Source organism: Sinorhizobium psoraleae (assembly GCF_013283645.1).
Classification (GTDB): Bacteria; Pseudomonadota; Alphaproteobacteria; order Rhizobiales; family Rhizobiaceae; genus Sinorhizobium; species Sinorhizobium psoraleae.
This window is the reverse complement of sequence record NZ_JABEKV010000035.1, coordinates 1-5,281: the sequence shown is the minus strand read 5'-3', so window position 1 is coordinate 5,281 and position 5,281 is coordinate 1. Positions and strand designations below refer to the sequence as shown.

Below are 5,281 nucleotides of genomic sequence, written 5' to 3'. Positions count from 1 at the left end.
GTGCGGACGGTGAATCAAGCAGAAAATCGACGTAGGTCTTTGAGCTAGCCCCGGCGGAGGGCGTCGGCGCAAAGCGAGCATTGTAACCCAACCCAGCCGGATCCGCACGAACAAGGGCCGCAAACCCGGGAGCGAGACCGCGGGCTCCGGCGGATGGCTCCGCTTCTTGCCTCTGCCGCCGCGCCAAGGGGGCGGCCCGCAAATGCTCCACAATCATACCCGAAGCTCCCGCATTCTGAGAGCCCGGCGCAACAGGAAGCTCCTGAGACACGCCGGTCTGCCGCGCCCCTTGCCCGGCCTCGCAGAGATAGGCGTGCAGCGCGGTCACGCATTCATTCGCCTGATTTTGATGCGACCCGTTGCCCGAGGCAATCGTGAGATCGGCAGTTTGAAAGACCGGCTCGCGCTCAGTGATCAGTTGTGTGACGGTCGCCTTTGGGTCGGGGGTCTGCAGCAGCCGGCGGCCAGCCCGGCCCTTGTTGCGCCGCATTATCACGTCCGCATCCGCCTTGAGCCAGATCGAGACTGCCTCGTCATGAATCAGGGTACGGGTCTCATCATGGATGAACGAATCAGAACCGGTCGCGAGCACCGCGGGACCTTGTTTGAGCGCACGCGCGATCACCTTCGCCTCGAGGTTCCTGAAATGCTGCTCGCCATGGGTCTGACAGAGCTGCCTTATAGACGTGCCGGTTTCTGTCCTGATCGCGTCATCGGAATCGATGAAGTTCAGCCGCAGCCGCTTCGCAAGATTCCGGCCGATGGTGGATTTTCCGGCACCAGGCATGCCGACGAGCACGATGGGCCGATCGCCGAGAGCCGCCACAATTTCTCCAATCTCACGCCTCCCCAGCTCGTCAGTCTGCGCCGTAAAGGCTGCACCGGCCCGCCTTCTACGAACCGGTTCTACTCCCCAGTGGGGGATGTTCTTGGCGCCGTCCGGGATAGCCACCTTCTTACAGACTTCTCGCGCACGGCGCGCCAGTTCTTCGGCGTTATACTGGTTCAGAGCATCTCCGCTGGCTTGCTGCTGAAGCTTTTCCAGCTCCTTGTAGGTATCGTGATTGACGATCTTGGCCTTGTAACTGTCTGGCGTGTGGAACTCCGCCTCGAAGCGGTAACCTCGCGGAGTGGCGAGCACGGTTTTGATGCCGACAAAGGTCGGATTACGCATTTTGAACCAGTTGGTTGTGCTGATCTCGGCATAGCCCCGGTCAACGAAGCCCAGCATGGCTTTCTTGAAGGCGGTTGCAAAATCGCTGTCAGGGACTTCGAAGAGGTATCGAACAGCATTGCTGAGCAACTGAGCCTTGTCATCAGACGTGACGCTCATCCCAGTGAGCTGGGCGATCATGGAGCCGTCCGTTCTCAAGCGGCGATTGAGATCGGGCATGTTCACTTTGATGCCCGCCTGCGCAATTGTCTCGGCTACCCGGACTGCTGCTGCAGTGATCTCTGGCTCTTCGACTTTCGCGCGGGCAGCCTCAATTTGGGCGCGCTCCGACGCCTCGCTGAGGGTCAGCGTGACCGCCACCGCAGAATCCTCAGCCGTAGACTGTCGGCCAGAGGGTTCGGGTAGGATATGCTTCTCCGCAGCAACCTTGATTGAGGCCTCCATGATTGATGCGGCCAGCGTGGGATTCCCCTTCAGATCCTCCAAGGTCGCATCGACATTGAACCTGCCCTGGCTAAGGGTCGCCGCCATGCTCTTGCTGAATGGCACGGAAGTCAGGCCTGGCGTCTGGTGCAGGAGCCCGTCGAGCCTACGGCTCTTCTCCAGAAAGAGACGGGCACCGGTGTCAGATTTGTACGCGTCGGTCCCGACCTTGACGCCGAGGCTCAGGAGGTTCTTTACGCTTTGGACGAGGTCGTCCGGAATGTAGCCGTCCGGTCGGGGGTCGATGCGTGCAGGATAGTGGTCGAGCAAAAACTCGATGCGGTCGCGTGGCCGAGGAGCGGCCGAATAGGCCTCTGCCAGCTCGTCGAAAAGCTCAACGAACGCGGGGCTCACCGTCGGATTTGCCTCGCTCACGCGTTCAAAGGTGTCAGGCAGGACCTGCTCATCGCTCCTCTCTGCCCATGCCTTAAGGTCGGCAACGAGCAGCTCGGCGACCTCGCGGGCAAGCGGATGGTCTGCAGCCTCGATGTCAGCGCGCGCCCTCTCGAGAGTGCGTTGAATATCCCGGCCGCTCACCCGCTCCTGCTTCAACAGGTCACGGATATCTCGCCTGAGCTCTTGGTGAACGCCCTCATAGATGCCAAAGATGGCCCGCTCGGCAAACCAGCGCTGCGCCTGATCGGATTGAGCCAGAAAGCGTCGCTGCAGGGTGCTATACGTTCCCAAGACACCGAGAGTGGCAGCGAGGATCTGACGGGCGCGACTGAATTGGTAGCTATCCTGCTCGATCGCCGGGGTATGCGACTTGGGCGGCTTGAGCGAGTGAAGTCCGCGAGCTTGCTCCTTTTTGTCGAACTGGCGCACGTGTTCATAAAGCTGCGGCCGGTCGCCGACGATAACGACGGTATCTCCATCGAAATCGCCGTCGAGCTTTTTCTGTTCGCTGGGGGGGACGGCAACCAGCGACCCCGGAGCGAACGCCTCGGTGGCCTGTAGGATGCCCACGCAGTCGATAGAAGTGACTGTCTTTGCGCGGTCCTTGCACTCAACCCAGCTCGAATGGCACTTGACATCCTCGGCCGACAGGACCAGCCCGCGATCGGCGTAGTTGGCCGGCCACAATTCGTCAGGCACGACGATCAGAATGCCTTTGGCGAAGAAGCTCTGATCGTCGGGCGCCAGTGTCTCGCCTGACTTTTGTGCCACGCTAAAGCTGTATTGGATGGCTACACAGTTATCAAGAAACACAGCCGTTGGGTCGCCATCACGTGCTGACTTGACTTGCTCAGCGGCAAACGGGCGCAGGTTCGGCTTGTCATAGGGGGCTCGGCCGATGAGCACGCCACCTGACAACGTCTCGCTCTTGAGTGTGGGCACATGGAGGCGGCCATCATCGGACGGGACGGCGACGGCGCCGGGACCGTCGACGTGTCCGGCCGTCACGGTGCGAAACAGCTCTTCCGGCGTTAGCTTTTGCTTTTGCTGCTGCCTGTTCTCAAGCCAGTTCCTGGCCATCTCTCGTGCCTCACCAGCCACCTGCTCGCTGCGCGGATAATGTTGCAACGCCGAGGCCGGCACGGACGATCTCCTACCCTCACCAAAGGCAAGCATCCGATCGGGCCCCTCTCGGCGGCCGGCCCTGCAAACAGCCGGCATCTGCCCAGCCAGCGAGGCCTTGATGAAGCCGCAGCCGTCATGCGGCCGCAGGGCGATCGGGCCTTCCGGTCCCATCAGTCTGAAGGGATGCTCCATGTTGCCAGCGCGGTCCGGCGCCAGCAACAGCCTGAAGGCGCCCTCCAGCGCGTAGTCGTGAGGACCGAGACCATTCATCCCCGGAGGCGCGGCAAAGCCCCTGCGCTGCGTGTACCAATAGGCTTCCTTGAACGGCGCCCAGTGGCGCGATAGCCGCTCGAACGCCGTGCCCGGTGCGGTGTCGGCGTAAGGAATGGCCAACAGCTTGCCGCCGGACATGGTTGGCTCCTCACCGGGAGCGCGGGCGGCGATCTCCGTCACGGTAGGCGTTTGCCCTTTTAACTTGCTGCCGCCGAACAGGTCCATGCGGTATGGCACACCATCGACATTGATCGTACGCGCCAGCATGAACGCGCTCGGCTTTGCCGGTACTTGCACTGCGACTACTGGCACGGCCCCCGAGGTCAGGCGATGAAAAATCGAATAGCGTGTCTCGGGCTCGGTCGTTACTCGTCGCCCCTGCAGGTCCACCACCTGTAGCTGCATCAACCCCGCCTTACCTTCCGGTGGTCTGGGCTCATGATCCATCCCCCGCAACACCTCATGCATGTCGAAGACCGATGCCCGATGTTGCGCCTTGATCCTAGCGGCATCCTGCGCCATAAACGCGTCCAGCGCATTGAGCGGACTGTCCGACTCGATCTGCGCGATCAGGTTCCAGCTCATAGTGGAAAGGTCGCTTTCGATGAGCTCGCGCGTGCTGGCCAGGATCTTCCTGGTCCCGCGCTGCAGTTCCTGCCGCCGCACCAGCAAATCGGGCTTGCTGCCCTCGATATACGGCCGCTGGAACAGTTTCTCCAGGACCGCACGAGCTTTCAGCACTTGATACACTGACAACGCCGGGCAGCGGCTCGCGAATGGCCCACGGATCCGCTCGGCCCCGCTTGCGTTGAGATGCGCCTCGATCTTGTCCTCCACGAAGGCTTGGATATCGTACAGCAGGTTCAGAGCCTGCCTGCGGTGCCAGCGCAGTTGCGGACTGCGCGCCAGCGGCACCAGAGCGGCGCAAAGACTGCCCATGGCTTCGAGGCTGTTCTCGATGGCAAAACCAGCACGATTGCGTAATTCCGTGAGCCGATTTAATCCGATCGGCGCGAGCAAACTGAGGTCGTCGAATAGCTGGACCTTCGACAGTGCCTTGAAAATGATAGCAATGCTTCGAAGGCTGGCCTGCTGCAGCCGATCATCGGCATAGTGCAGGTAATGAGCCATCTGATGCAGCCTATCCTTCAGCAGAGCGGTCTCTGCAATGTCTCCACTATCTTCCCCTCTTTTAAAACTGCGTCCCAGAACATTGGCGATCATGCTGAGGTTGCGCGTTGTGAAAGCCCCGAAACGCTGGCTTGGCGTGCCGAGTGCGGCCGCCATGTCCATTACCGCTTGATGGCATGCCACCTCGTCGGGCCAGCTGTCGAAACCGTTCACCAGGCTCGCCAGCGCCTGTGGCTTAAAATCGGAGAGCTGGGAAGGCACCTCACCGGCGATTGCGACGGTGGCCTCGCGACAGCCCGCCTCCTCCGGCCACTTGCTGAAACCGTTCACCAGGTTCGCCAGCGCCTGCGGCTTAAAAGCGGAGAGCCGGGAAGGCACCTCACCGGCGATTGCGACGGTGGCCTCGCGACAGCCAGCCTCCTCCGGCCACTTGCTGAAACCGTTCACCAGGTTCGCCAGCGCCTGCGGCTTAAAAGCGGAGAGCCGGGAAGGCACCTCACCGGCGATTGCGACGGTGGCCTCGCGACAGCCCGCCTCCTCCGGCCACTTGCTGAAACCGTTCACCAGGTTCGCCAGCGCCTGTGGATCAAAATAGGAGAGCTGGGAAGGCACCTCACCGGCGATTGCGACGGTGGCCTCGCGACAGCCCGCCTCCTCCGGCCACTTGCTGAAACCGTTCACCAGGTTCGCCAGCGCCTG

Annotated in this window: 1 protein-coding gene; it reads right to left on the bottom strand. The window is 61.6% G+C overall.

Annotation, left to right across the window (positions count from 1 at the left end; all coding sequences use genetic code 11):
• On the bottom strand, nucleotides 1-5,281 hold a 5,281-nt coding region (locus ILFOPFJJ_RS34325; protein WP_173514834.1), incomplete at both ends, for a shikimate kinase.